At 43.7% G+C, this 24,048-nt stretch carries 24 protein-coding genes and 1 tRNA gene; 15 read left to right on the forward strand and 10 right to left on the reverse strand.

The genetic code is table 11. From position 1 onward, the window contains the following. Nucleotides 1-46: 46 nt before the first annotated feature. Nucleotides 47-1,216 carry a class I SAM-dependent RNA methyltransferase gene (locus tag KEJ24_08500; GenBank protein ID MBS7647859.1) on the forward strand — a complete coding sequence of 390 codons (1,170 nt, stop codon included), beginning with the start codon at nucleotides 47-49 and terminating at the stop codon, nucleotides 1,214-1,216. Between the two features lie 21 nt (nucleotides 1,217-1,237). On the opposite strand, the gene KEJ24_08505 is transcribed toward KEJ24_08500, so the two are convergent. Then, a tRNA-Leu gene (locus tag KEJ24_08505) sits at nucleotides 1,238-1,354 on the reverse strand. A gap of 271 nt (nucleotides 1,355-1,625) precedes the next feature. On the opposite strand from KEJ24_08505, the gene KEJ24_08510 reads away from it, so the two are divergent. The 5 genes from KEJ24_08510 to KEJ24_08530 are packed head-to-tail and all read left to right on the forward strand — an operon-like array spanning nucleotide 1,626 to nucleotide 9,804. After that, nucleotides 1,626-4,997 carry a DNA-directed RNA polymerase subunit B gene (locus tag KEJ24_08510; GenBank protein MBS7647860.1) on the forward strand — a complete coding sequence of 1,124 codons (3,372 nt, stop codon included), beginning with the start codon at nucleotides 1,626-1,628 and terminating at the stop codon, nucleotides 4,995-4,997. Nucleotide 4,998: 1 nt separating this feature from the next. Next, on the forward strand, nucleotides 4,999-8,820 hold the full coding sequence (locus KEJ24_08515) for a DNA-directed RNA polymerase subunit A' (GenBank protein MBS7647861.1): 3,822 nt from the start codon (nucleotides 4,999-5,001) through the stop codon (nucleotides 8,818-8,820). Continuing rightward, nucleotides 8,817-9,155, forward strand: coding sequence for a 50S ribosomal protein L30e (locus KEJ24_08520; GenBank protein ID MBS7647862.1), 339 nt, complete (start codon nucleotides 8,817-8,819; stop codon nucleotides 9,153-9,155). The genes KEJ24_08515 and KEJ24_08520 overlap by 4 nt, the downstream gene beginning before the upstream one ends. Then, the gene (locus tag KEJ24_08525; GenBank protein MBS7647863.1) at nucleotides 9,152-9,589 is read left to right on the forward strand and encodes a NusA-like transcription termination signal-binding factor; all 438 of its coding nucleotides are present in this window, start codon (nucleotides 9,152-9,154) and stop codon (nucleotides 9,587-9,589) included. The genes KEJ24_08520 and KEJ24_08525 overlap by 4 nt, the downstream gene beginning before the upstream one ends. A 32-nt stretch (nucleotides 9,590-9,621) precedes the next feature. Next, nucleotides 9,622-9,804 carry a hypothetical protein gene (locus tag KEJ24_08530; protein ID MBS7647864.1) on the forward strand — a complete coding sequence of 61 codons (183 nt, stop codon included), beginning with the start codon at nucleotides 9,622-9,624 and terminating at the stop codon, nucleotides 9,802-9,804. Between the two features lie 3 nt (nucleotides 9,805-9,807). On the opposite strand, the gene KEJ24_08535 is transcribed toward KEJ24_08530, so the two are convergent. From KEJ24_08535 to ftsZ, 4 genes are all read right to left on the reverse strand, one after another. Continuing rightward, a complete protein-coding gene (locus tag KEJ24_08535; protein ID MBS7647865.1) occupies nucleotides 9,808-10,365 on the reverse strand; it encodes a hypothetical protein in 558 nt (185 codons plus the stop codon). Next, nucleotides 10,362-11,192 (reverse strand): hypothetical protein, encoded by an 831-nt coding sequence (locus tag KEJ24_08540; GenBank protein MBS7647866.1) that lies wholly within the window; start codon nucleotides 11,190-11,192, stop codon nucleotides 10,362-10,364. The genes KEJ24_08535 and KEJ24_08540 overlap by 4 nt, the downstream gene beginning before the upstream one ends. After that, a complete protein-coding gene (locus KEJ24_08545) occupies nucleotides 11,192-13,114 on the reverse strand; it encodes an AAA family ATPase (GenBank protein MBS7647867.1) in 1,923 nt (640 codons plus the stop codon). Before KEJ24_08545 ends, KEJ24_08540 begins: the two co-directional genes overlap by 1 nt. 550 nt (nucleotides 13,115-13,664) lie before the next feature. Then, a complete protein-coding gene (gene ftsZ, locus KEJ24_08550; protein ID MBS7647868.1) occupies nucleotides 13,665-14,675 on the reverse strand; it encodes a cell division protein FtsZ in 1,011 nt (336 codons plus the stop codon). Nucleotides 14,676-14,874: 199 nt separating this feature from the next. Between ftsZ and KEJ24_08555 the strand changes: the two genes are divergently transcribed. From KEJ24_08555 to KEJ24_08570, 4 genes are all read left to right on the forward strand, one after another. Next, nucleotides 14,875-15,264 carry a hypothetical protein gene (locus KEJ24_08555; GenBank protein MBS7647869.1) on the forward strand — a complete coding sequence of 130 codons (390 nt, stop codon included), beginning with the start codon at nucleotides 14,875-14,877 and terminating at the stop codon, nucleotides 15,262-15,264. A gap of 72 nt (nucleotides 15,265-15,336) precedes the next feature. After that, complete coding sequence (locus KEJ24_08560; protein MBS7647870.1) at nucleotides 15,337-16,029, forward strand: hypothetical protein; 693 nt, start codon at nucleotides 15,337-15,339, stop codon at nucleotides 16,027-16,029. A gap of 84 nt (nucleotides 16,030-16,113) precedes the next feature. Further along, nucleotides 16,114-16,641 carry a hypothetical protein gene (locus KEJ24_08565; protein MBS7647871.1) on the forward strand — a complete coding sequence of 176 codons (528 nt, stop codon included), beginning with the start codon at nucleotides 16,114-16,116 and terminating at the stop codon, nucleotides 16,639-16,641. 5 nt (nucleotides 16,642-16,646) lie between these two features. Continuing rightward, the gene (locus KEJ24_08570) at nucleotides 16,647-17,723 is read left to right on the forward strand and encodes an SPFH domain-containing protein (GenBank protein ID MBS7647872.1); all 1,077 of its coding nucleotides are present in this window, start codon (nucleotides 16,647-16,649) and stop codon (nucleotides 17,721-17,723) included. A 17-nt stretch (nucleotides 17,724-17,740) separates the two neighbouring features. Here the strand turns inward: KEJ24_08570 and KEJ24_08575 are convergent, their stop codons facing one another. Further along, complete coding sequence (locus tag KEJ24_08575; protein ID MBS7647873.1) at nucleotides 17,741-18,067, reverse strand: zinc ribbon domain-containing protein; 327 nt, start codon at nucleotides 18,065-18,067, stop codon at nucleotides 17,741-17,743. A gap of 85 nt (nucleotides 18,068-18,152) precedes the next feature. On the opposite strand from KEJ24_08575, the gene KEJ24_08580 reads away from it, so the two are divergent. Beyond that, nucleotides 18,153-18,356: an Lrp/AsnC ligand binding domain-containing protein gene (locus KEJ24_08580; protein MBS7647874.1), complete on the forward strand. Its 204-nt coding sequence runs from the start codon at nucleotides 18,153-18,155 to the stop codon at nucleotides 18,354-18,356. A 15-nt stretch (nucleotides 18,357-18,371) separates the two neighbouring features. Here the strand turns inward: KEJ24_08580 and KEJ24_08585 are convergent, their stop codons facing one another. Then, entirely contained in the window at nucleotides 18,372-18,983 is a 612-nt protein-coding gene (locus KEJ24_08585; protein ID MBS7647875.1) for a DedA family protein, read from the reverse strand. Nucleotides 18,984-19,093: 110 nt separating this feature from the next. Here KEJ24_08585 and KEJ24_08590 point away from each other — a divergent pair, with 110 nt between their 5' ends. Both KEJ24_08590 and KEJ24_08595 read left to right on the forward strand, forming a co-directional pair. Further along, complete coding sequence (locus tag KEJ24_08590) at nucleotides 19,094-20,302, forward strand: thiolase domain-containing protein (protein ID MBS7647876.1); 1,209 nt, start codon at nucleotides 19,094-19,096, stop codon at nucleotides 20,300-20,302. An 8-nt stretch (nucleotides 20,303-20,310) separates the two neighbouring features. After that, nucleotides 20,311-20,715: a Zn-ribbon domain-containing OB-fold protein gene (locus KEJ24_08595; protein MBS7647877.1), complete on the forward strand. Its 405-nt coding sequence runs from the start codon at nucleotides 20,311-20,313 to the stop codon at nucleotides 20,713-20,715. Between the two features lie 81 nt (nucleotides 20,716-20,796). On the opposite strand, the gene KEJ24_08600 is transcribed toward KEJ24_08595, so the two are convergent. Then, nucleotides 20,797-21,480, reverse strand: a complete 684-nt coding sequence (locus KEJ24_08600) for an HAD family hydrolase (protein MBS7647878.1) — start codon at nucleotides 21,478-21,480, stop codon at nucleotides 20,797-20,799. Nucleotides 21,481-21,613: 133 nt separating this feature from the next. On the opposite strand from KEJ24_08600, the gene KEJ24_08605 reads away from it, so the two are divergent. Both KEJ24_08605 and KEJ24_08610 read left to right on the forward strand, forming a co-directional pair. Next, entirely contained in the window at nucleotides 21,614-22,141 is a 528-nt protein-coding gene (locus KEJ24_08605) for a nitroreductase family protein (protein ID MBS7647879.1), read from the forward strand. 64 nt (nucleotides 22,142-22,205) lie between these two features. Next, the gene (locus KEJ24_08610) at nucleotides 22,206-22,484 is read left to right on the forward strand and encodes a hypothetical protein (protein MBS7647880.1); all 279 of its coding nucleotides are present in this window, start codon (nucleotides 22,206-22,208) and stop codon (nucleotides 22,482-22,484) included. Here the strand turns inward: KEJ24_08610 and KEJ24_08615 are convergent. Together KEJ24_08615 and KEJ24_08620 are read right to left on the reverse strand one after the other, a co-directional pair. Then, the gene (locus tag KEJ24_08615; GenBank protein ID MBS7647881.1) at nucleotides 22,422-23,222 is read right to left on the reverse strand and encodes a sulfite exporter TauE/SafE family protein; all 801 of its coding nucleotides are present in this window, start codon (nucleotides 23,220-23,222) and stop codon (nucleotides 22,422-22,424) included. The two genes, KEJ24_08610 and KEJ24_08615, sit on opposite strands and share 63 nt — an antisense overlap. 168 nt (nucleotides 23,223-23,390) lie before the next feature. Then, a complete protein-coding gene (locus tag KEJ24_08620; protein ID MBS7647882.1) occupies nucleotides 23,391-23,735 on the reverse strand; it encodes a DNA-directed RNA polymerase subunit H in 345 nt (114 codons plus the stop codon). Nucleotides 23,736-24,048 lie beyond the last annotated feature (313 nt).

A 24,048-nucleotide genomic window follows, 5' to 3' on the forward strand; every position in this document is an offset into this window, starting at 1 on the left:
AAACTCACTGCAGGCCATTGGAATAAGTGTTAAAAGAAACTTTAAAATGTCAATTATCGTGAGGATGAAGAGGCTTCGATTTTTTGCAACGACGGTTATAGGACTTGAGGACATAGCCGCAGAGGAAGTTGAAAAACTCTTAGATAAAAAAGCTAAAGAGGATATAGGGCGCATAGTTTTTGAAGGCGGCATAACTGACGTCTACTTATTAAATCTTAAAGCCAGAACTATAAACAAGCTTTTCATACAACTATGCCACTCAAAATTCGAAAATCTGGAAGATATCTACAAACTTGCAAAAAACTTAGACTACATGTGGATAATAAACCCGGAACAAACTTTTGCCGTGAGAACTCAGAGAATTGGTTTACATAATTTCACAAGTATAGATGTTTCGAGGGTTGTTGGCCAAGCAATAATAGACTCCTATACTGGAACCGCAAATAAAAGATTAAAAGTGAATTTGGATGCACCCGATGTTGAGGTATACTGTCTCGTAAGAGACAATGAATTTTTAATGGGTATAAACACGACAGGCGAATCTTTACACAAGCGCCACTACCGCGTTTATAATCATCCAGCGGCACTAAAATCAACAATAGCTTCAGCAATGCTGAAAATAGGCGGATGGTCCTCAGACAAAGTCCTGCTCGACCCCATGTGTGGCGGCGCAACAATCCCAATAGAAGCCGTTCTAGAAGCGAAACGGGTCTCGCCGGGAAAATGGCGAAACAACTTTGCTTTTCTTAGGCTTAAACTTTATAATCAAGATGAATTTGAAAGAATTAAGGCCGAAGTTCTTGCGGAAGAAATCAGAAAGTCAGAAAACCGGTTTACCGTATATGCTATGGAAAAGTTCGCTACTCATATTTATGGCGGAATGGAGAATGCCAAAAAAGCCGGAGTCTATGAAACAATAAACTTCAAAATTGGGGATGCAACAAAAGCTGAAGACTACCCAAACATAGACTTTGATTTAATAGTTGTGAATCCGCCTTATGGTCTTAGAGCAAATCCAAAAGAAGGAGTGCGCAAACTCTACGAAAATTTTCTCCAAACCCTAAAAAGAAGATGTACAGACGCGACTCTCATTCTAATAACGGCAGCTTCAAAAAGGTTCAAAGAAACAGCAGAAACGGTCGGAGTTACGGTGACGAATGAACGCAAAATATGGTACGGCAAACTTCTGACAAGCATTTTCACGTGCAAAGTCTAAGTTTTCTCAAAAAATTGGTGATGCGGCGGGCCGGATTTGAACCGGCGAACCCCTACGGGAGAGGATGGCTCATAGGGGCTCAGCCGCTAAACACCAATCTTGAGTCCTCCGCCTTTGGCCTGGCTTGGCTACCGCCGCCCAATCTTGAAAAGTGGATAATTGAAATTTAAGTTTTACAGTTTCGCGTTTTAGTTTTAGATGCTGAAAGTCGGTAATGAGAGACGTGAATTTTTAATGAAAAAGTTTATTAGTTAGCTGTGTAGTTTACGTGTTTAGCCTACTATAATGTTGGAGACTTTTTAGCTGGGATGATCCAGTTTCGGAGGGAAATTAGAAGGTTTGAAAAAACCCTTGGTGAATGTCGCCTTCAAATATTTGATTAAAGTTTGGATTTATGAGGTTGTTTAGCATGGCTAGGATTGAATTTTCAAAGGAAGATGCTGATATACTGCTAAAAGCTTTCTTTAAGGAGAAAGGTCTTGTCCGTCAACATTTAGACTCATATAACGAGTTTATAGATCACGGTTTACAGGAGATAATAGACGAGGTTGGCGAAATCCCAATCGAGGTTCCGGAATGCCCATACAAGGTGAAGCTTGGACAGGTTTGGATAATAGACCCACAGACGCGGATTAGCGGGCCATATGTGGCGGAAGTTGATGGAACAAAGCATGAAATCTACCCAATTGAGGCTAGACTTCGTAATCTAACCTATGCCGCTCCAATAGCTCTTGAAATGACTCCTATAATTGATGGTAGGGAACAAGACACAGAATTAGTCCCTATTGGGGATATTCCTGTAATGTTAAAATCTAAATTGTGCTTCTTGTCGCAACTTTCTCGCGATGAATTAATAGCGTGTGGCGAGGATCCGGATGACCCTGGTGGATACTTTATCATAAACGGTTCTGAACGTGTAATAGTGGCTATGGAGGACTTGGCTCCTAACCGCATTATTGTTGATATAGACGAAAAAGGCGCTACGCCGGTGTATCAGGCGAAATTGTTCTCTACAACTGTTGGATTTAGGGCTAGAATAGAATTGAAAATGAAGCCTGACGGTGCCTTATATGTTACGATGCCTGGGGTGCCGACAGACATTCCGTTTGTTATAGTTATGCGTGCCTTGGGGTTAGAGTCTGACAAAGAGATTGCGGAGGCAGTTTCGCTTGATGAGGAGATACAAAGCGAACTGGAACCATCCTTTGAAAAAGCCGCCGGAGTTGACACTGTTAGAGAAGCGATTTTGTACATTGGTAACCGTGTAGCCCACGGGCAAGTTGAGGAATACCGCATACAAAAGGCTGAAGCGGCAATAGACAAAAACTTTCTCCCACACTTAGGGAGAACGAGCCAAAGCAGAAGGGATAAGGCCATATTTTTGGGCGAAATGGCGTGTAGAGTCATAGAATTAAAGCTTGGAAGGAGAAAACCGGACGACAAAGATCACTTTAAAAATAAACGCTTAAGGCTTGCTGGTCCTCTTTTGGCAGACTTGTTCCGTGTAGCCTTCCGCAATCTTGTCCGAGACATAAAGTATCAGCTTGAACGAATAGGTGTAAAAGGTCCAATAATAAATATCTCCGCGGCTGTCCGTTCTGGAATAATAACTGAAAGACTTCAACATGCATTGGCAACTGGAAACTGGGGAAGAGGACGTGTTGGTGTAACGCAACTTTTGGATAGAACAAATTATCTCTCGACGCTTAGCCACCTGCGAAGGCTTCAATCTCCGCTGAGTAGAAGCCAGCCAAACTTTGAAGCTAGAGATCTTCACCCAACCCATTGGGGACGTTTATGTCCAAACGAAACACCTGAGGGGTCAAACTGTGGGCTAGTTAAAAACCTAGCCCTGTCTGCTTGTATCTCAGTTGGAGTGAACCCTGAAAAAATTAGACAACTCTTGTACAACATGGGCGTTACACCAGTCTATGAGGCAAACGAAACTTTGAAGCGTCATGGTGCAAAAGTTTTCGTTGATGGAAACATTATTGGCTACTGCACGGCTCCTGGAAAGCTTGTTCAAGAATTCAGGCAAAGACGAAGAACGGGTGAAATATCCACAGAAGTTAACATAGCCTACTTCTCTAAGACTTATAGCGAAAGGGAAGAGGTTTACGTAAACTGTGACGAGGGAAGAGTGAGGCGCCCCTTAATAATAGTCGAAAATGGTGTTCCCAAACTTCAACGGGAACATATCGAAAAGGTGGCCCGGGGCGAATGGACTTGGGAAGATCTCGTCAAAAACGGTATAATTGAATATTTGGATGCTGAAGAGGAAGAGAGCGCCTACATCGCCATAAGCCCGTCGGAACTAACTCTGGAGCACACTCATTTAGAAATTGCAACTCATACAATCCTCGGGATTTGCGCTTCGACAATACCTTATGCAGAGCATAACCAGTCACCTCGAAACTCCTATCAAGCGGCAATGGCTAAACAAGCGCTAGGCATTTTCACCACAAACTTCCCCCTCCGTGTAGATTCAAGATCTCACATTCTCCATTATCCGCAAATCCCCCTTGTTGAAACAAGCCTCATGGAAGTTATGGGGTATAAGCTTCGCCCCTCAGGGCAGAACTGTATAGTGGCTGTACTATCCTATGAAGGCTACAACATGGAAGATGCCTTAATATTCAACAAAGCCTCCATAGAAAGGGGCTTAGCTCGCTCCACCTTCTACCGCATATATGAGGCTGAGTGCCGCCAGCACATGGGAGGACTAAAAGACAAATTCACAATACCTGAGCCGGGAACAAGAGGCTATAGGGGAGAGCAATATTATAGACTGCTTGAACCAGATGGGATAGTTAGCCTTGAAGCGCAAGTTTCAGGCGGAGATGTTTTGATAGGAAGAATAAGCCCGCCTAGATTTCTGGAAGAATACAAAGAGTTTGAAGTTAAAGGGCCTTCTATGCGAGATACCTCCGTGGATGTGAGGCCTTCGGAAACAGGTGTCGTGGACGCAGTTTTCGTAACAGAATCTCGTGAAGGTGGAAAATTCGTTAAGGTTAGGGTTCGAGATCAAAGGATCCCGGAGCTAGGCGATAAGTTTGCGTCAAGACACGGCCAGAAAGGTGTCATCGGGCTTATCGTACCGCAGGAAGACATGCCATTCACAGAGGACGGCATAGTTCCGGACGTTATAATAAATCCCCATGCAATTCCTTCAAGAATGACCATTGGACAGTTTGTTGAATCCATAGCTGGAAAAGTTGCGGCCTTAAGGGGCAAACCGGTTGATGGGACACCCTTCTCAAACGAAAAACCGGAAGAGTTAAGGAAAGCCCTTATAAAGCTTGGATTTAGCCACACCGGCAGAGAAGTTTTCTATAATGGTGTTACAGGCGAAAAATTCGTTGCAGATGTATTCGTCGGAGTAGTCTACTACCAGAAACTACACCACATGGTTGCGGATAAAATACACGCGAGGGCGAGGGGGCAGGTGCAAATGCTTACAAGACAGCCAACTGAGGGAAGAGCTAGAGGCGGCGGTTTAAGGTTCGGAGAAATGGAGCGCGACTGTCTCATTGGCCATGGGGCAGCTATGCTACTTCACGACAGGCTTTTGGAGGAATCCGATAAGTACACTTTGCATGTGTGCGAGAACTGTGGCTATATAGCCTACTATGACATGAAACAGAGAAAATATGTGTGCAGGTTATGTGAAGATAAGGCGAAGATCTCTCCTGTGGTTGTTTCCTATGCCTTTAAGCTTCTACTTCAGGAGTTAATGAGCCTTTGTATAGCCCCAAGATTAAAGCTTAAGGAGAGAGCCTGAAATGGCGTTAGAGGAAGTTGCCCACAAAGTTGTTGACGAAATCCGTTTCGGACTGCTTTCACCCCAGGAAATACGTAAACTCTCGGTTGTTGAAATTCAAACACCTGACACCTATGACGAAGATGGCACGCCCATAACTGCAGGCCTCATGGACGGTCGTCTAGGGACTCTGGAGCCTAGGCAAAGATGCAAAACATGTGGAAACACGTCAGCCCGTTGCCCAGGCCACTTTGGGCATATTGAGCTTGCTGTTCCAATAATTCATATAGAATTTGCAAGAATAATCTATGACCTTCTAAGGGTGACTTGTAGAAACTGCGGAAGAATACTGCTTTCAGAGGATTCCATCAAAAAATTGCAGGCTAGAATTGAGAAGATAAAGCAGCTTCTTGGACATGTTCCAGACGAAGTTTTCAAGAGAGTGATCCAAGAAATTAGGGCGAAGAATTGCCCCCACTGTAACGCTCCTCAGTATAAGATAACATTTGAAAAACCAACAAAATTCAGCGAAGAAATTCCGGGAAGCGGTTCACAAGTTTTAACTCCAAGCATGGTTAGAGAGAGGCTTGAACGCATACCAGACGGGGACCTTGAACTTTTAGGTTTTGATCCCAAAAATGCCCGTCCAGAATGGATGGTTCTTCAAGTGTTGCCTGTTCCACCAGTTTATGTACGGCCATCCATCACTCTAGAACATGGCATCCGCTCAGAAGATGACTTGACCCACAAGCTTGTGGACATTATTCGGATTAATCAAAGGTTAAAAGAAAACATGGACGCAGGGGCACCGACCCTCATAATTCAGGACTTAGCGGAGCTCCTACAATACCATGTTACAACATACTTTAACAACGAGGCTTCGGGGATACCGCCTGCAAGACATCGTTCAGGCAGAGCCTTAAAGACGCTTTCTCAGAGGCTTAAGGGTAAAGAGGGAAGATTTAGAAGCAACCTTTCCGGGAAACGGGTTGATTTTTCAGCTCGCACGGTAATTTCTCCGGATCCAAACCTTGACATTAACGAAGTTGGTGTGCCCATCGAAGTTGCCATGCGGCTTACAGTGCCTGAAAAAGTAACTCCATGGAATATTGAGGAGATGCGGAAGCTCGTTATAAATGGGCCGTTTCAATACCCCGGTGCAGCGTATATTATTCGCCCTGACGGAAAACGGATAAGGCTTGAATTTGTAGCTGACCGGGAAAAACTTGCGGAGGCTCTTGAACCCGGATTTATTGTCGAGCGACATTTACGCAATGGCGATATTGCAATCTTCAATCGTCAACCATCTCTTCACAGAATGTCTATAATGGCGCATTACGTGCGTGTTCTTCCATACAAGACTTTTAGGCTTCACTTGTGTGTCTGCCCGCCGTACAACGCAGACTTTGATGGAGACGAAATGAACCTTCACATACCCCAAAGCGAGGAAGCCCAAACTGAAGCTCGCTTGCTAATGCAGGTTCAAGACCAGATACTATCTCCAAGGTTTGGAGGTCCAATAATCGGGGCGATCCGCGATTTCATAACGGCGGCTTATCTCTTCACAAGAAAATCTAATTACCTTACCAAGGACGAGGTTTGCCGACTGCTTGTGGCAGCTGGATATGAAGGCCCCTTGCCCGAGCCCCAAATTAAAGAGCCGCAGCCGATGTGGAGTGGGAAACAAATCTTTAGCCTATTCCTCCCAAAAGGCCTAAACTATGTCTTAAAGGCGAACATATGCCGCGGATGTTCTAAATGCTTAAAAGAGGAATGTCCCCACGACGCTTACGTGGTTGTTAAAAATGGTGAATTGAAAAGCGGGGTGATCGATAGGCGAGCTATAGGCGCTGAACAATCCGAAAGCCTTCTACATAGAATAATAAAGGATTATGGTGCAGAGACCGGCCGCGAGTTCCTAAATAAAGTAACAAAGGTTCTGAAACTTTTCTTAACAATGCGAGGTTTCACTTACTCCTACGAAGAGCTCGTTCTATCCCAGCAAGCAGAAAACAGAATAAGAAAGATTATGGAAAGAGTTGAGAAAAAGATAGGGGAACTTATAGAAAGTTATCGCAATGGCACGCTACAAGCGCTTCCTGGGCAAACCTTAGAGGACACTTTTGAAATTTACGTAATGAACGAATTGGCTAATGCTAGAGACGAAGCTGGCAAAGTTGCCGAGGAAACCTTCACACTTGAAAATGCAGGCATAGCCATGACACGCACTGGTGCTAGAGGATCAGCTCTAAACATTGGACAGATGAGCGCATGTGTAGGACAGCAAGCTGTTCGTGGAAAACGAATAATGAGAGGATATATCGGCCGCGCTCTACCCCACTTTAAACATGATGATCCAACACCCAAGGCACGAGGTTTTGTTTATTCCTCATATCAAAAAGGGTTAGATGCCATAGAATTTTTCTTTCATGCCATGGGAGGCAGGGAAGGCCTTGTGGACACGGCTGTTAGAACACAGCAAAGCGGCTATATGCAGAGGCGTTTAATCAACGCCCTTGAACATCTACGCCTAGAATATGACGGAACCGTGCGAAGCTCAACAGGTGACATCATCCAATTCAAATATGGCGAAGACGGTGTGGACCCGGCTAAAAGCGATCATGGAAAAGCAGTAAATGTCAGCCGCCTTATCGAACAAATAAAAATTGGATTGGAGAAGGGAGAGCCTGCACCACCCGAGTATATCAGGGAGAAGCTTAAAGAAGTTGAAGACCAGTTAACTCCACTACTCATAAGCGAACTGAAACAAGGCTTAACCGAAGCTAAACTGAGCAAAGAAGGCGTTGATAAAGCCGTAGAGCTCACAGTGGAACATTACAAGCGTGCACTAATGGAACCCGGCGAGGCGGTAGGTATAGTTTCCGCCCAATCCATAGGTGAGCCTGGTACCCAAATGACTCTTAGAACATTCCATTATGCGGGTGTTAGAGAACAGAACGTTACTCTCGGCTTGCCGAGACTTATCGAGATAGTGGACGCGCGGAGGGTGCCATCCACACCGATAATGGTTATTTATCTAGACGAAAAACACAGAAAAAGCCGGGAGGCCGCTGTAAAAATCGCACGAAACATATTATACACAACTTTGGAGAATGTTGCACAGGCGATTTACCAAGACCCGGTACGCGAAGAGATCGTCGTGGAATTAAATAAAACTATGATGGAGGATCGAGGCGTCACTATAGAAGAACTGAAGGATAAAGTGAAGATAGCAAACTGCACCGTGAAGATAAGTGGAAACCGTATTCATGTAAAACCGAAAAAATCGGAGGCTCTCAAGAAACTCTTAGAGAAAGTTTCAAATCTCTACATTAAGGGAATTCCGGGCATTAAACGGGTTCTGGTAACCGAAGAGCATGGTGAGTGGGTTATCAGAACTGATGGTTCAAACCTTCCAAAAGTTCTAGAAGCATACGGCGTAGATGCCACAAGAACAACAACCAACAACATCCACGAAATAGCCAAAACCCTTGGAATAGAGGCCGCGCGAAACGCCCTTATACAAGAGGCTAAGGGTGTCTTGGAGGAGCAGGGCCTAGATGTCGACATACGTCATGTCATGCTTGTGGCCGATATGATGACGGTCACAGGTGAGGTGCAACAGATCGGAAGACATGGTGTAAGCGGCAAAAAAGCCAGCGTCCTAGCCAGAGCAGCCTTTGAAATAACGGTTCCAAACATTGTTGACGCGGCGGTCCGTGGAGAAAGCGACCCCTTAGAGGGCGTAACCGAAAACGTCATAGTCGGCCAATCCATACCCGTCGGCACAGGACTTGTCGAATTGTTTATGTCAACATTTGAACCTAAGGAGGAAAACAAATGATAGACGTGGATAAAGCAATAGCCACGGCTGTTAAAACAGGCAAAGTCTACTTTGGCGCAAACTTCGCCATACAAAGCGCCAAAACTGGGCGGGCAAAAATGATTATTATAGCTTCTAATTGCCCAAAAGAGATTCGCAGCGACCTTGAATACTACTGTAAGCTTTCCAAAATTCCCCTAGTCGTTTATAGGGGTACTTCTACAGATTTGGCTATGATCTGTGGAAAACCCTTCTTGGTTTCAGCGTTAACTATAAGAGAGCCTGGAGATTCAGAGATTTTTAGATTAATAAAAACAACTGAAACAGAAATGGAGTCTGGCGGAGGAAGTGAATGAACAGCGGCATAAAATTCACAAGCACTGAAATGAAATATATAGCGCTCTTCGAGAGCATAAGCGGCGCCAGTGTTAAAGACTGCATAGTCGACGAGGGGCAGGGCCGCGTAATCTTCGTCGTTAAAGAAGGCGACTTAGGGGCTGCCATAGGAAAAGGCGGAAAAAACATAAGACTTCTGGAGCGCATGACCGGCAAAAAACATGAAATAATTGAATACTCTGATGATCCTGTTAAGTTTATAAAAAATGCCCTGAAGCCTGCCACTGTTCAAGAAGTTAGAATAACCCAAAGACCTGACGGAAAAACAATAGCTGTGGTGTCTGTTCACCCGCGGGAAAAAGGTGTAGCCATAGGCAAAAATGGCAGAAATGCTGAACGTTTACGTATGCTTGTTAAACGCTACTTCCAAATACACAACGTCAGCATAATCTAACGCCTAAAAGACGCTGGAGAAGCAGAAGGTACATGAAGGAAAAGTTAATTGTCACCTTTTTGGCGCTAGCACTTTTAGTGTTCTCTGTTGTTGATCGTGTTTACGCCATAGAAGAATCCGTTGTCAACCAGTTTTTGGGCAGTCCACTGCTCGCCCTCACTGCAATAATTATAGCCGATGTAATAGCGTTTATTTACCGCAAAATCAAAAAATAGCGCCTATTTTGAGAGAAGCAAGTCTATCAGCGCTTTTTGGTCTACTTCCGCCATTGTCCGCCAGTCTAGGTATAATTGTTCGTTTTCGTCTTGGGATATGTATCCATAACGTATGTAGCGGTCTATGTTTAGGCTTGCCTTCCAGCCTGGCAGTTTTTCGCGTAACAGTTCTTCCACTTCTCTACGGGGCGCTTTCCCCCTCTTTGAGATTATGTAGGCTATTGTTATGGCTAGTCCGGCTAAGTCGTCTATACGCCATCCAACCATTTTAGCTTCTTTTGGCGTCAAGTCGCCTCGGAGCGTTATGTAAAATCTTGCTTTGTCCATTTCTTCTGGCATCAGTTTTTCAGAATGCGGTTTTTCTTCTTCAAAAACCATTTTAACCTGCAAGTCCAACGGCTTAAGGTACTCGTCTAATATGCTAAGCACTTTCGGATAATCCGCGCCTAAAGCTTTCCGAAGTTCCCAACCCTTCACTCCAGGTTTTTTGTGTCGACGGTAAAAGAGCATGTGAACAGCGCGTTTAATTTTGCTGGCGTAAACTGCTTTTTGCCTGCTCATCGGGCTTTAGCTCCTTTTCTCCATTTTTCCCATTCTTCGCGGGTTATGGCTATGGGTAGCGAAACCAATTGTTTTTTGGTTGTTCGTCTCTGCTGTTTCTCAAAAGGTTTAATGAATATTTCCCCCTCTAAAGGGTAAACTTCAAGGGTTGCATATCCATAGGTGACAAGAAAACTTGTCAAGAAAGCTCTATGAATGGTTTCCTCGTAGGTTTCCGCGCCCACAAAATCCCAATATCTGACTCTGCCGTTTTCGCCATTTTCAATGGCAAGTTTTTTCAACTCATTCCAGAAGTTTTCCAACTCTTCTGTGAAGGCCTTATCCCGCAGGATCTTCAGCCTTATAAGCTCCTCACGTGTAGCGGCGCCTCCAGTTTCTTCTGGTGTGGGGAACTCTTTCCATCTATCCTTTAATGGCGGTAGGCTTTCCCAATATTGTAGCGCCTCCTTTAAACTGTGAAGCGAAATCTGTTCAAGTTCAATTATTGGGTGCCATGCACCGAGAAAAGCTTCCACAACTGCTTCTTTTTCGAGACGTTTTATCTTCTCTTCAAGAAGGAACGGATCTGTGTAGAGGGAAGTAGAACGATGTTTAACCCATTCACTTTGAAGCCTAATGACCGATGCAAGGCGGTTTATTGCTTCAGCGTCTAGGCAAAGGTCTTCAGGCTGCTCCCATTCTGGAAAGAATTCCCTAATAACCTTTATTATCTCGTCCACATCAACCAAAAAGGGGTCAAGTAAGCGTTCCTCAACGGTTCGACACATTTCAATTACTCGTTGAAGCCTCTCCCTTCCGATTTTTGTGCGCTCACTTTTAGACTGCATTAGGCAACCTCTTTAATTATAGATTTACCCTCAACATTCTGAACCGTAATTATGTTGACGTCATCTTGGGCGAAAGTTATTTGGCTTGGCGTGATCACCACGTACTGGGCATCTGCATTCTTGACTGTTGAAATGAGCATTTGAGCTATCAATTCACGGTTTTTGGGGTCCATGTGTACGTCGTACTCGTCTACGGCGCGGAAGGGCGAGCGTACATGCTGCTGTAAAGCTAACAGAAAACTCATGGTGGCTGTGGTTCTTTCGCCCCCGCTTTGAGTGTAGGCGTTAAGCGGCACCGGTTTGCCGCCCTTAAAGCCAACCAAGATTTCAAGTCCCGCCGCCTCAATGTCATGCTCGTTTATAAGTCTAATTTCGCCAACGGCTTGCGAATGCGCCAAAATCTTCTGGTATTCCAAGTTTACACGATCCAGCAGACTTTGGATGACGGTTCGCCAAGCTTGCATTCGCGTCTTAACTTCTACTAAGGCTTTTTCCCGGTTTTCCGCCACAAGCCTAGCCTTTTCCTTAAGCTCCAAGTAAAGCTGCGAATAAGATTCATACATGCGTTCAACATCTTCTGAAACGCCAGCTAAAGCAGCCAAATGTCCGTCCGTCACACGAATTTCATCCAAAATTTCGCCGACGCTTTTAATAGTAGCTATTCTTGGACCACCTTCCTCAGCCTTTTTGAGAGCTAAATCCAGTTGGGCTTTTGCGTCTTTAAGCTCCTTATCCAGTTCTTCAATGTTTGCCTTCACGTTCTCCATCCGGTAATTCAGCAGCGCAAGCTTGACCCGCGCGTCTAGAATTTGACTTTCAACTTTTTCCATATGTCCCTCAAAGATTCTGATTTCCGAAAGTCTCTTATTCAATTCTTCATCCAGCTTAGAAATTTTCTGTTTTGAAATTTCCATAAGCTCTTTTAGACTTCCAGTTTTTAAAAGTTTCAAACGTTGCCCGCTGATCACAGCTTCATTTTCTATAAGTGCCGTTTCTGTCATTAGTTGTTCGCAAAGCGAAATTGTAGCTTGACTTCCAGCTTTCTCCCGTTCAAGGCTTATGAGGCCGCTAAGTTTTTCCCTCCATTCGCTTCTCAATTTTTCAAGTTGACTTTGCCGGCTTAGAAGATGTTCTTCGACTGTTTTGGCTTCTGCTTCGATCTGTCTCAGTAATGCTTGTTCTTTCTCACGTTTAGCTTCTAGTTCTTCCAGAATGTTTTCGCGGCGGTTCACCTCAGCCCACGCAAGTTCCCGTTCCAGGAAGCGTCTTTTAGCTATTAGTTGCTTCTTTTCTTGAAGTCTTTCGTATTGTTCCCGCCAGTAATTAAGCGTCTGTTCCGCTGACTCCAAAAGCTTGCTTATGGATTCTTCTTGGCTGAGTATGCGGGTAAGCTTTTTTTGGGCTTCTAAAACATTTTCGCGGTAAGCTTCAAGTCCAACAGCCGCTTCAACCATGCGGAGCTTTTCCTGCGGGGAAAGCACCGTAAACTGTTCCACCATGTTTTGGTGCATGATAATCAACATGTTGTCCGGATCAACGCCTAGCTTAGCTAAAAGCCTCTCCACATCCTGCTTCGAGACAGCCTTGTTTTCAAGCTCAAACCAGTACTTGCCATCCCGTCTTAAGACACGTGTCAAAAAAATCTGATCCTTGTTAAACTTTGAAACAGGCCGTTTGCCGCTTCGCCTAGAATTATCCAAAATAAGCGTAACACGAGCTTGATCTTTGCCCCAACGGATCAAATCACTCAACCTTCTGGAACGCTCAGTATAGGACTGACCTAAAGCCACCGAAATAGCCAACAAAAGCGAAGATTTTCCAGCACCATTAGGACCGCAAACAACGTTAACACCGGGTTTAAAGGGTACCCTAGCATACTCGTAACTCATGAAGTTCTCAAGGATTACTTCACTTATCAGCACTGTTTTGCCTCTGTTTCTCCAGCTGCACTATAAGATAGAGGTTAAAAACCTTTATTAAAACAATCGGGCTAAAACCATAGAAGGAACTGCCTGCTGTACATCCATGTTATACTTTTAGCGAATTAAGGAGTGTAATATTTCCTTCAAGCCACATTTGAAGCTGACTAATTTGAGCATCCAAAGCAGAAATCTGAGAGGCATAAGGATGTTGTGTTCCTATCTGACCACACTTGCAGTTGATCGTTTTACCCCCAATTGCCTCCATCTCAATTCTTAAAGGCTACCATGGATGCATAACTGACAATAATCCTAACAAGACCAACTAAAGAATTATGAACAATTTCTGATGCAATCGCTATATTTTTCCCACGACTTTTTCATTCATATTACCGCCCCCATTGAAATCGCGTCAAAACACAAAACAAGAATTTGTCTTATAGATTGTTTCTGTCGGCTGATGAGAAGCCCAATGGCCATTCTCTTGATTATTCAACTTGTAAATGAACCTATTAGAGTTGGAGTGAGTGTTGTATAGAAAAAGAGGATGGTGTTATCGTATTTTGATGGGGCCTATGCGCTTTTCGCGTCGTCTTAAGAATGCGCTTTCTACACCTGTTACGACGGCCATGACTGAGACGCTTCCCTGCATTTCCTTGTCGACTCTTGCGCCCCAGATTACCTTCGCCTTTGGTGGTAGCGAACGCTTCATAATTTCCGCAGCATGGCTGACCTCGAAAAGGGTTAGGTCTTCGCCGCCAGAAACATGTATAAGCAAGCCACGGGCTTTTGTCACATCTTCTATGTCTAAGAGACGTCCGTTCAAGGCTTTTTCGACAGCTTGCTCCACTCGGCCTTCTCCTGTACCTTCGCCTACCCCTATTGAGGCAAGGCCTGCTCCCTGCATTATTGCCCTTAAATCTGCGTAGTCTAGGTTGATTAGACTGGCTGTTGTTATTGTTTCGGTTATGCCCTTAATGAATTTTCCAATGGTGGTGTTTGCCACACCTAAAGCTTCTTTGAAGGGAAGGTTTCCAGCAACTTTAACAAGCCGGTTATTATCAATCACAACAACGGTGTCGCATGATCTTTTTAATCTATCTAAACCTTTCTTTGCTATTTCCATTCTGGCGGTTTCAACGTCAAAGGGAAGCGTAACAACGCCTATAATCAAGTGTGGAATTGGCGACTCTTCAAACCTTTTACGCATCTCTTCCGACAATGCAGTTATGGCGCCTGTTCCCGTTCCCCCTCCTAATCCAGCAACCAGAAATATTATGTTGGCGTCAGCTATTTCTTGAACGACTCTGTCTGCGCTTTCAAGTAGAGCCTTAGCTCCTAGTTCAGGGTATCCGCCACAGCCTAAACCTTTAGTTAGGTTTGCGCCTATTAGGATTCTTCTGTCAGCTTTTGTTATCCTTAAGTGATTTGCGTCCGTGTTTACTGCTACAAGTTTGGCTCCGACTATGCCTTTTTCCTTTATCCATGTTATTATATTTGATCCCGCTCCGCCTAGACCTACTGCTAAAATTGACGGTTGGGCAAGTCTAGCGAATTGTTCAATTTCTTCGTCCTTTACGTGTAGGATGGCCTGTGTCTCTGTTTGGGGAGTAATTACTTCATTCGGCACGTTTTCACCTCTGTCTGTATATAAGTGCGACGCACAAACTAATAAATATTACGTCTTACGAATAACGACATATTTTCTTTTCCAGAACACCCCTTATAAACAATTCATACTTCTTCAAAGTCGAGGGAAAAACGTGAACAAACTTGAAATAATGGAGAAATTCATGTACACATTTGTTGGAAACGGCCTTCACTTGATAATAAAGGATCAAGACGACAGCTTTCTCATTCACACAATAGAAGTCATGCAAAAAGCGGATGAAACATGCATTGTAAAAGAAATTCCTATAGGGGACTACTTTCTACACTTAAGAGCCGTAAATAAACATGGTGAAGAAATGTCAATGATCTGCAATTGGAGTCCGGAATTTTTGCAAAGTCTACTTGAAAGCTCCAAAATAGCGAAAGAGGCGGGCTGCTCGAGCATCATAATGTTCAGAGATCAAAAGACCAATAATTGGATGATAGTTTTTGGAAGACTCAACGGGCACAGTGAAAAACCGCAAGTGTCTTACATCATTTAATCTATGTTTTTCTGTCCACCCTTTTAAGCGTAAAACTTTAGTTTTAAAATTTTGTAAAAGTTATTGATAGCTATGGTTGTTGCCGGCAAGGTTTTTAGACTTTTAGAAAAACTTTCTTTGGATGAAATTGCTTCCAAGCTTAACGGCTACCACGTTGAAGAACCTTATGAAGAAGGTGATTACCAGTTTACGCTTATAACAGAAGTTGGGGGTCTTCTACTAAAACCGGAAGAAAACATGTTGAGAGGCGTTTACTCCCATGACTATGTAATCCATGTTTTCCACAGAGGTAAAGTTGCACCATTTCCCCGTACAATTGAAGCATTATTCTGTTTTTCCCCGTTTGAGGATGCAACATTCCTAACAATTGTTGAGAGGAAACGTTTAGCCAATTTCATAGCGAACAAGCTCAGCGAAATCCTCTTTGACAGAGTCGGCGGCATAGTTGAAGCACGCATTCCACCGGAAGCACTTCGCGATTTCCACTTGAAAAATCCAGAGGATACTAAGATCACGTTTTTCGATAACGTTGATATTCCAAACGTGAATAAACTTTCACTTTATGGACCTGACCTAGTGAACACCTCACTTTTTGAAGACTACTGCAAGCACGGCGACTTGTGGTATATTGTGGCCAGCTCAAGAGAATACGGCTACGTGGTTGGCATAACAAGAGATGCTTCCGTAACCATATTTAACATTACAGACAAGGAGAAATACCTTGAATACGTAGTTAAAGAGGTTTACCCGCTGATTCTAAAATAAACACCGTCGACAAGCCCGCATGGATGCATTAAGGGTAAAGTTTAGGTGAGGGTATTACATATTTTAGGCGTTAGAGGAATTTGAATGTCTGAAAAAGAAACTCTGGAAAAGGTTAAGGATAGGCAGGGACTTTTGGCAAAAATTCAAAATGTTTTCAGGATGGGTTACGCTACAAGGGAGGACGTGCGGGAGATTGACAAAAAACTCCGCGACCTTTACTATGCAGACTTCAAGAGTCTGCGCCATAAGTGGGAAGAAATTTACCTCGCAGCTTTAAACGCCGGGAAAGCTGCCGAGGACTTCAAAAAGGTTATTCAAGTCATTGATCGTGTCGGCGAGAAAGTCCACCGTGCCGATTATGGTTATGCTGGTTTGATGGACCGTAAGGGAAGCATACGTGAAACCGAACTAACTCGCGTTCTAAACTATGATAAGGCTTTAAACGATGAACTTCAAAGTATCGTTAAAGCTGTGGATGAACTCTACAATGATATGCAGACTGGAAATTGGACGGATGCCATCGCCAAGGCGCGGAACATTAAATCCTTAATACTTGGTTTTGAATCTAAATGGGATGAACGTGAAAAACAGTTTAGACCCTTGGAGGTTTAAGTTAGATGCCAATAATTGAGCGTGTCGCATGGGATAATGCTGGACCAGAGGATATTGCTTACCGTTTTCCAAAGCTCACACTTAAATATGGAAGCCAAGTCATTGTTAAAGAAAATCAGTGGGCAGTCTTCTTCCGCGACGGAAAAGCCTATGATGTTTTTGGGCCTGGAAGACACACTATAACTAGCAACAATATTCCGCTCTTAACTGGTGCCCTGAAAGCTTTAGGGATTATAGGTGACATCTTCGACTGTGAAGTTGTCTTTGTCAGCAACAGCCAGTTCCGAGCGAACTTTGGCGGGAAAGCGTATTCCGCACCAAGTGGAGATATAAAATATCAGGCGGAAATAGGATTTTATGGTTACATGCTTTATAAGGTTGAGGATCCTAAACTTTTTGTTGTAGAGTTTTTTGGCAACCGAGGTGCAAGCACTTCTCGGGACGTGGAAAACTACATTAGAGGCTTTATTAACGAGCGAATAATAAGCGAGTTCGGCCGCCACGATATTTTTGAGGTTGTGAAAAATGCAGATGTCACCACAGATAAAGTAGCCCTGAAAATCAGCGACGAAGCCGCGAGAGTTGGCTTAAAAGTAATTGATTGTGTTTTCGAAGGCATAAACATACCCGAAGAAGCTAGGCGCTTTGCCTCTGGACTGGGCGCCCAAGCCATGATGATGCAATATATGAAAGAAACAGCAGGCGAACTAAAGGGAGCCGAGGGCGGAGGCGCAGCTGCCGCAGGCTTGGGCGCAGGCGTAGGCTTAACAATGCCTTTCTTGATGGCGCAACAGTTACAGCAAGCCCAGACAGCCCAAGCTCAGCAAGTGGTTATCTGTCCAAACTGTGGAGCCAAAAATCCTGTCGGCATGAAGTTCTGCGGGCAATGTGGCTCAAGCTTAGCGCCACCAGCAAAAATCAAATGTCCAAAGTGCGGCGCTGAAAACCCTGCTGGAATGAAGTTCTGCGGGCAATGTGGCTCGCCATTAACCCAAACCGCAGAAACCACTTGTCCAAACTGTGGCGCAAAGAATCCGCCGGGAATGAAATTCTGCGGAAACTGTGGAGCAAAACTGGGCTAGAACCCATTCCCATTTTTCTATTTCGACTTCTCACTTAACGGAGAGCCGCACCTCCAACAAAACTTCACGCTTAGAGGCATGGACAAACTACACTTTGGACAACATGTAGACTGCTTCAAGTATAAGGCCCTACCGCAGTGCCAGCAAAACCTGTTACTAGGGCTGTTCTTGCCACCGCATTTTGGGCATATAATTACTTGTTTAACTGGTTTCTCCGGCAGTTTAAAAGCATTAGATGTCAATAATGCCGTACTCAGACCTATGGAAAAACCTAAACCAGCTGAAAAGGCTTTACTAAAAACGAACTTAGCTAACTCTTCCACAACAGAGATTTTGTAGTTCATTCTTAAGTTTTTTATCTTTGATTTTGCAAGTAAACTTTGAGTGATACTCTTGGAAGCCTATATTTTAGTAAACACTGAACCCGGCATGATTTGGGAAGTAGCTGAAGCGATATTAGAAATTGAAGGTGTTAGGATGGCGCATGCAGTTACTGGTCAATTTGACGTTGCCGTTTTCGTGGAGTTTGCCAAAGTTGAAGAACTTGGAAGGATAATTGAGAAAATTCAACAGATTAATGGTGTGCGCAGAACCCAAACTTTGATCGCTATCCCACAACCAATCCGAAAATAGCTTTAACAAAAATTTTCAAATAAGCCCAACCCAGCTGCCTAATGCTTCACCAAAATGCGCGAGCAACATAAAAACAAAAAATCTAGGTGTGAAGCTTAAAACCAAAAATGTCTGAATACGCGTCTTCAAAAGCCCGCATACCAACGCAAGGAACTCCACTGGCAACACTGGAATGACTCCAAACAAGACGTAGAGAACCCAACCCCACCTGTTCCACAAAACCGTCACCACTTCGAGTTCCTTAACACCCACTTTCTTTTTAATATACGGTCTCCCAAGACGGTAAGCCAGAAAATAATTTATCATCATTCCTATCGTAAAACCAGTAGCAGCTGTTAAGGCAAGCGAAACCGGATTAAGCCCAAAAGAGGCGGCAGCCACTACAAGGGCGGGGCTTCCAAGAGGCACTATTGTCCCAGCCAAAATTGTCATGAAAAATATCCCTATAAAACCGTATTCCCTGACAAAACTTTTGGCATTCAAAAGAAATTGCATTTTGCTCATGTCAAAAAATTTGATAATGAAGATGACTGTTAAACCAACGACAAGAAACACTAACCCAAAAATTAGGGATGTTCTAACCCATGAAAGTTTCAATAGGTTTACTTTTCCGCCGGTGTTGCTCACTATTCACTCCTCTAGTTCGCACTCCCTTCTCTCTGTCGATGTCAAACTTAAAGTTATTTCCTTGAAAAGATGGATGGGATACTAAGAAACTTAAATACTTGTTTTTAACTATGATTCTTTTCCAAGGTGTCTGGAGGAAAGTTAAGTTGAAGGGAAAACCTCTGGCCTCGATAGTTTCTGCAGGCTTATCAAGATTTGGAAAACTGGAAGGGCTGTGTGCCCGCGAAATTTTCGCCCAAGCTGCTAAAGAAGCCTATGAACGTTGTCCACGCTTAGATCCTAAAAAAGACATAAAAGCGTTATTCATTGGGCATATGGGAGAATCTTATGAACATCAGGGACACACCGGTGCTATAGCAGCAGACTGGGCTGGAGTGTTGCACATCCCGGCAACGAGAACCGAGGCTGCTTGCAGTTCTTCTGGAGTCGCACTTAGGGCAGCTGTATACGCTGTTGCTTCAGGTCTTTGTGATGTTGTTATGGTTGGTGGAGTTGAAAAAATGACTCATCGAAGCACACCTGAGGTTACCGAGTTTCTAGCAATGGCTGCAGATTTTCCATTTGAACAGTGGCATGGCTTAACTTTTCCAGGGTTGTATGCGCTTATAGCAACGGCACATATGCACAGGTACGGCACAACAGAGGCGCAGTTGGCGCATGTCGCCGTGAAAAACCATTATAATGGGAGCTTAAATCCGAAAGCGCATATTCAAAAGGAGATAACCCTTGAACAAGCCTTGTCATCACGAGTTATTGCTTGGCCTCTAAAACTTTTTGACTGCTCATTAATCACTGACGGGGCAAGCTGCCTAATACTGACACGGCCAGAATTGGCCAAAAAATACACAGACGCACCAGTCCATATAATCGGCAGCGGACAAGCATGTGATATGATAGGCTTGTACGAAAGAGAAGAGTTAACATCACTTAAAGCGGCTAAACTTGCTGCAAAACAAGCCTACGAAATGGCAGGTGTAAAACCAGAAGACATAGATGTAGCGGAAGTACATGACTGTTTTACCATAGCTGAAATAGTAGCATACGAAGACCTTGGCTTCTGCAAGCCCGGCGAGGGAGGACGCTTAGCCGAAAGCGGCGAAACATCGCTTAAGGGAAGGATACCTGTAAACACAAGCGGAGGATTGAAAGCAAAAGGCCACCCGGTAGGAGCAACAGGAACAGCTCAAGCATACGAAATATATTTGCAGCTTACTGGGCAAGCTGAAAAACGCCAAGTGGCAGACGCTGAGATAGGCTTGTCACATAACGTGGGTGGTTCAGGGGCAACAGCTACAGTTCACATTTATAAGCGGGGGTGAACAGAGGTATGACTGCTCAACCGCAAAACTTCACAATCGAGCAGTTTTATAAAAATATCTGCCAGAAAAAGCTAATGGGCGGGAAATGTCGTAAGTGTGGAAAAATTCACTTACCTCCACGGCCGCTATGTGATAATTGCTTCTCAACAGAATTTGAATGGGTTGACCTTCCAACAACCGGCAAACTTTTAACATATACAATAATTCACGTTGCACCGCCGCAATTCCAAAACATGGCTCCATATACAGTGGGTATAGTCGAGCTTGAAAATGGTATAAAACTTCCGGGAATGATTAGAGATGTACCATTAGATGGAATAAAAATAGGGATGCGTTTAAAAATGGAATTCGGGGGACTTCAGCAGACTCAACAGTGGCCCCAATGGCCGAGATACTACTTTAAGCCTCTATAACCTTTTTATTCTCATTTCTAAAAATTTATTTCAAAATTTTCCTCAATAAATTTCAGTTGCTTGAATTTTTTACTTCGGTTGTTAAGCGTTTCTGGAATTAATTTGCTTTACTAAGTCCAGTATATCCGTTACTGATGTTATTAAGTAATCCGCTCCTGCGTCTATAAGCTCTTTTAGTGTTGATGTGCCTGTGGGTATGCCTACCGCTGTGGCATTTAGCTCTCTTGCACATTTGACGTCAGCTTGGCTGTCTCCAATAACTAAAACTTCTTTGGGGCTTACTTTTAAGGCTTCTAGGGTTGCTTGTAAGTGTTCTATGTTAGGCTTTACACGTTTAACTTTTTCTCTTGTAATCACCGCTGTAAAGAAATCTTTTATTCCAAATCTTTCCAATATGTAATCTGCTGATTTTTGACTGTTAACTGTGCATATACCCATCTTTAGGCCTATATCCTTTAAGGCTTTCAGAACTTCCTTTATCCCGGGCTGTAGGCTTGTGGCTTTGGCAGCTTCCAACTCGTATTTTTCAGCTATTGTCAAAGCTTTTCTTCGGTTTTCTTCTATTTGGTCTGCTGTTTTACCATTATTTCTCATAAAAATCTCCATTTTCTCCAACATCTCAAATATACTTTCGTTTGTGGATAAAACCGAGGCAGGCAGCCCATTTTTTATTAAGAAACTTCTAACTTCAGCTCTTATAGTTTTATAGTCAATGTTAAATTTTACTATTGTTCCATCTAGGTCGAAGATAACCGCCTTGATCATGCTTTAATCCCTTGGAATTTTTAGCTTAACAAGAAAGTTAAAGATAAAACTTTGCCCCGGAAAACCTTTTGAGACGTTTCACTCAGTAAAACCTATCTCAGGCGCAAAGCATACCACATTTTGGGCGTCTTGAATGGAAGTGTTTGAAGCTATTCAGGTGAGGCGCTCGGTAAGAGCTTACCAACCAACACCGGTGCCTAAAGAAACACTTCTACGGATTCTGGAAGCTGGTAGGCTTGCGCCTTCAGCCAGTAACATTCAGCCTTGGCACTTTATAGTTGTCACCGGCCTTGAGAAGCGGAAAGAACTTGCTAAAGCTAGGTTTGCAGGTTTCCTCAAAGAGGCGCCGGTCGTCATTGTTGGCTGCGGTGACCAGAAGGCTTCTCCTAAATGGTTTATGGTAGATGTTGCCATAGCCATGCAGAATATGGTTTTAACGGCTACAAGCATGGGGCTTGGTACATGTTGGGTTGGAAGCTTTGACGAAAATTATATTCGGGAAGCATTGAAAATCCCGCAGAACTATCGTGTTGTAGCGTTATTGGCAATTGGCTATCCGAGAAGGAAAATTGACTTTACGGGCGCAACGCTCCATTTAATTAGGCGTCGAAAGCCTCTTGAAAAGATTGTAAGCTTTGAGGAGTTTGGCAATAGACCGTAAAGTCTTGGTAGTTCTTTAGAATAAACTGAATAACCACATGTTACAGATATCTCTGTGAAGGGCTATGGGCCTTGAAGAATACGTAAGGGAAAAGCTTTGGCCCATACTAGTTGAGACTGTTCATGCAATGGTTATGTATCCGCGTCATAAGGTTTACACTAGAGACGTTATACTCCACGAGAAACCGGATGTTACCCCTCAAGAGTTAGCGGCTAAGCTTGGGATACCTTTAGGCGAGGCTCTTGTAATTTTACATGAGTTAAAAGAGGAGGGAAAACTTCTAAGGTTTAGTTACCATCCGCACGGTTGCCAAAACAAGGATTATGCCGAGCAATACCTTTAAAATTTCTTTCTCGACAACTCCTGCATAAGATGCGCCCACGAAGGCGCCGACAACTGAGCCTGCGCCCATTGCAATTGCTATGAGGGCTGCTTTCCTATTCATGTGTCCCATGTTTTGATGCTTCAGAAAGCCTGAGGCCACTGTTGGTATTGAAACAAGAAGGCTTGTTGTCCCTGCGGCAACAATATCTAAACCGAAAACGTATATGAGCGCTGGTATTCTAAACTCGCCGCCAGCTACACCAAGGGCTCCGGATATAACTCCTATAACTAAGCCGATTAAAGCTGCTATAAGGGCTTCCTCCCAAACGCTTAAAGCAAATGCAAATCCAAAGGGGAAATTGACAAAAGGCTCAAGACCAATCTTCAAACCTATCGCTATCAGAAATACTGCCAAAACACGCTTTAACAGCTTTTCCGGAATCCTTCCGGTTAAAAGCGCTCCGATATAGGCTCCAACGATAGACGTGGCTGACATGACTAAAGCCACATTTAAACAGTGTCCGTTTAACAAGCCAAGCTGAAAACGCCTGAAAAAGGAGACGATAACCGTTAACAAGCCCACCAGAAGGTTTACAGTTATAGCCATCAGAACAGGGAGACCAATAGCGTAAAGTAGTACAGGCATTCTAAACTCGCCTCCGCCGACGCCTATTAAGCCAGCCGCTACACCAAGCAACAAACCGAAAACAAGTGCCGTTAAAACCTTGAGGAGTGATGGTCTGTGTTCATCTTCCAAGAGTTATCATCTCGATGTGTTTCCCTATTCACATCGAATTGGTTTATAAAAATAACGCTACAAACGCCGAAAACGGAACGTAGGGTATGCTTATCTTACAGAGAATAATTTCTAACTTCTAAGCCTTTTTCGGTTGTATAGTTTTCGTGTAAACTTTCTTCTGTTCTGTTATTCTACTACGTATCTGTAAGCAATATGTTCGCCTGCTGTAGGACTTTTTCGGATTATGCGTAGGATATCACCGGGTTTTGCGCCTATGGCTTTGGCCGCCGGGTCTGAAGCTTTTATTTGTGGAAGCTGATATGGTTTCACTCTGTATTGGGCTAGAAGTTTTTCACGTTCCTCTGGTGTTAAGATTTCATGTTTTGGCACAAGCTTGTGCTCGAAAATGTCAAAAACAGGGAAAGTTTTTGGCAAAAGTTCTACGCGTTTTTTCTTTGCGGTTTGTTTTGCGGCGTTGGTGTAGCGTCCGTCTGCTATGAGTATTCCATGGTCTACCTCGGCTTCTTTCATGGCTTTTGCCATGCGGTTTATAGTCTGTATGCCCACAGTCTCGTCTGGAACACACCAAATTAAGATTTTCTTTTTATCCTCTTTTGGTGACTCAACAATATAGCTTGCTAAATCTTTATTTTTTTCTTTTTTGATGAGTTTATAGCCTCTGAGTTTGATTAGAATTTTTGCTTTACGCTCTTCTAGAGTTTCCTCTTCTTCGCTCAAGCAGTTAAACCTCTTTGCTAATGGAAGCATTCGACTCTTAACATGATGTAAACCTTTAAACTTTACGCTTGCCAAAGCTTAAAATCAGAGCTAGAATCATCATCTA

Source organism: Candidatus Bathyarchaeota archaeon (assembly GCA_018396705.1).
GTDB lineage: Archaea > Thermoproteota > Bathyarchaeia > Bathyarchaeales > Bathycorpusculaceae > DRVP01.